Source organism: Shinella sp. 838, from assembly GCF_029623935.1.
Classification (GTDB): Bacteria; Pseudomonadota; Alphaproteobacteria; order Rhizobiales; family Rhizobiaceae; genus Shinella.
On record NZ_JARSBQ010000056.1, the window covers coordinates 1 to 1669 of the forward strand.

The following is a 1669-nucleotide window of genomic DNA, read 5'->3' on the forward strand; positions in this document are numbered from 1 at the left end:
TGTGGCAGCCAAGTTGAACTGTCCGCTTTGGCGCAAAGTTAAAATGTCAATTTGGGCGGCGCGTCGTCAGCCATTTAGACATGCGACACTCGACATCTCCGTTGGCGCTGAGGCAAGCCCCCGACCGAACCGGCTGGACCGGGTTGCAAGGGAAGGGAGGGGGCGGATGAGACGCACCCATCGGCTTTAGCTTGGACAGTTGAAGCAGCCGGTCATTCCGCCGCATCGAGGTCAGAGAGCGCCTGTCGCCGCCGGGCAATGACCGCAGGATCGTTCATGAAATCCTTCCGACGTCCCGGGCCGCGCGCGCGTCGAACGTAGCCGTTCTTCTCGCTGTTCGTCTTCACGGCGGGCTTCGTCTGCTGCTCCTGACGTTCCTTGATGTAGGTCAGGAGTTCACCGAGCCGCTTGTTCTCGGTGATCGCCGCATGCGTCACCCGCTGGTCCTTGTCGAACACCCGGTAGGGTAGGGAATGCCCCTTCCAACGCACATCCAGCCTGCCGTCGGCAAGCGCGTAGGTCTCGACATAGCGACCGACCAGCCCGCGCGTCACCTCGGTCTCTTCCAGCATGATCCGCTGGCGCTCGTACGAAAACGTCAACTGGGCACCGACATAACGCTGCTCACGTTTGCATAGCACGTCGCGCAGCCGATCCGGGGCAAGGTTCAGCGGCCGATGCAGATCATCAGATCGGGCAGGGGTAATGGCAAACTGGCGGTTATAGCGCTCCATGAACCGAGGCAGGAAAGCGTTGCCGTCGTCCATGCCGCAGACGCCCTCCAGACGCAGATCCTTAATCAACCGGTCCTGTAGCGTCCGGTTCATCCGCTCGACCCGGCCCTTGGCTTGACTCGAGTTTGCGCAAAGAATCTCGATGTTTAACTCGCAAAGTGCACGCCCGAACTGGGTCATGCCTTGGCCGCCCTTGGCATCCTTCTTCGCAACCCGGAACACCGAATGCTTGTCGGAATAGAAGGCGACGGGAGCACCATGCGCCTTCAGATAGAGTTCCAGCGCCTCGAAATAGCTGAACGCACTTTCCGAGCGCACAAACCGCAACTGCATCAGCTTGCCGGTCGCATCATCGATGAACACCAGCAATGAACATGAATCGCCGCGATCTTCGAACCAGCGATGCTCGGAACCGTCGATCTGAACCAACTCGCCGTAGGCCTCGCGCCGCAGCCGCGGCTGATGGAACGTCCGTCGCTGCTTGCGCGACAGCCACAAGCCGGCCTCCGACATCCATTGGCGCAAGGTCTCGCGCGACACCGTCAGACCATCACGCTCCGCAAGCTTCTCGGCCGCCAGCGTCGGACCAAAGTCGGCATAACGCTCGCGCACGATCGTCATGGCGTAATCGCGTACGCCGTCGCAGATCCGGTTGTTCGATGGCCGGCCGATCGCCTGGTGCCGGATCGACGCCGCACCGCCAGTGCTGATCCGCTCCAGCAACCGGCGAACCTGGCGGGTGCTCAGCTCAAGCACATGTGCCGCCGACACCAACGTCATGCGTCCGGCGATCACCTTCGACAAAACCTCAATCCGCTGCAGATCGCGCTCGCTCATCGCAATCAATCCCATCCGCAATCTCCCAGGTCATCAAAACCCGGGGAGAGTGACATTCCAACTTTGCAGGATCAGGACACTTTAACTTTGCGGCTACA

General features: G+C 60.7%; 1 protein-coding gene. It reads right to left on the reverse strand.

Annotation, left to right across the window (positions count from 1 at the left end):
- Positions 1-212: 212 nt before the first annotated feature.
- A complete protein-coding gene (locus P9A16_RS35515) occupies positions 213-1586 on the reverse strand; it encodes an ISNCY family transposase (RefSeq protein ID WP_278026563.1) in 1374 nt (457 codons plus the stop codon).
- Positions 1587-1669: the final 83 nt, after the last annotated feature.

Excerpts from the sequence above, each read along its gene's own strand:
- P9A16_RS35515 (WP_278026563.1), bottom strand. The coding sequence starts at position 1,586 with ATGGGATTGATTGCGATGAGCGAGCGCGATCTGCAGCGGATTGAGGTT.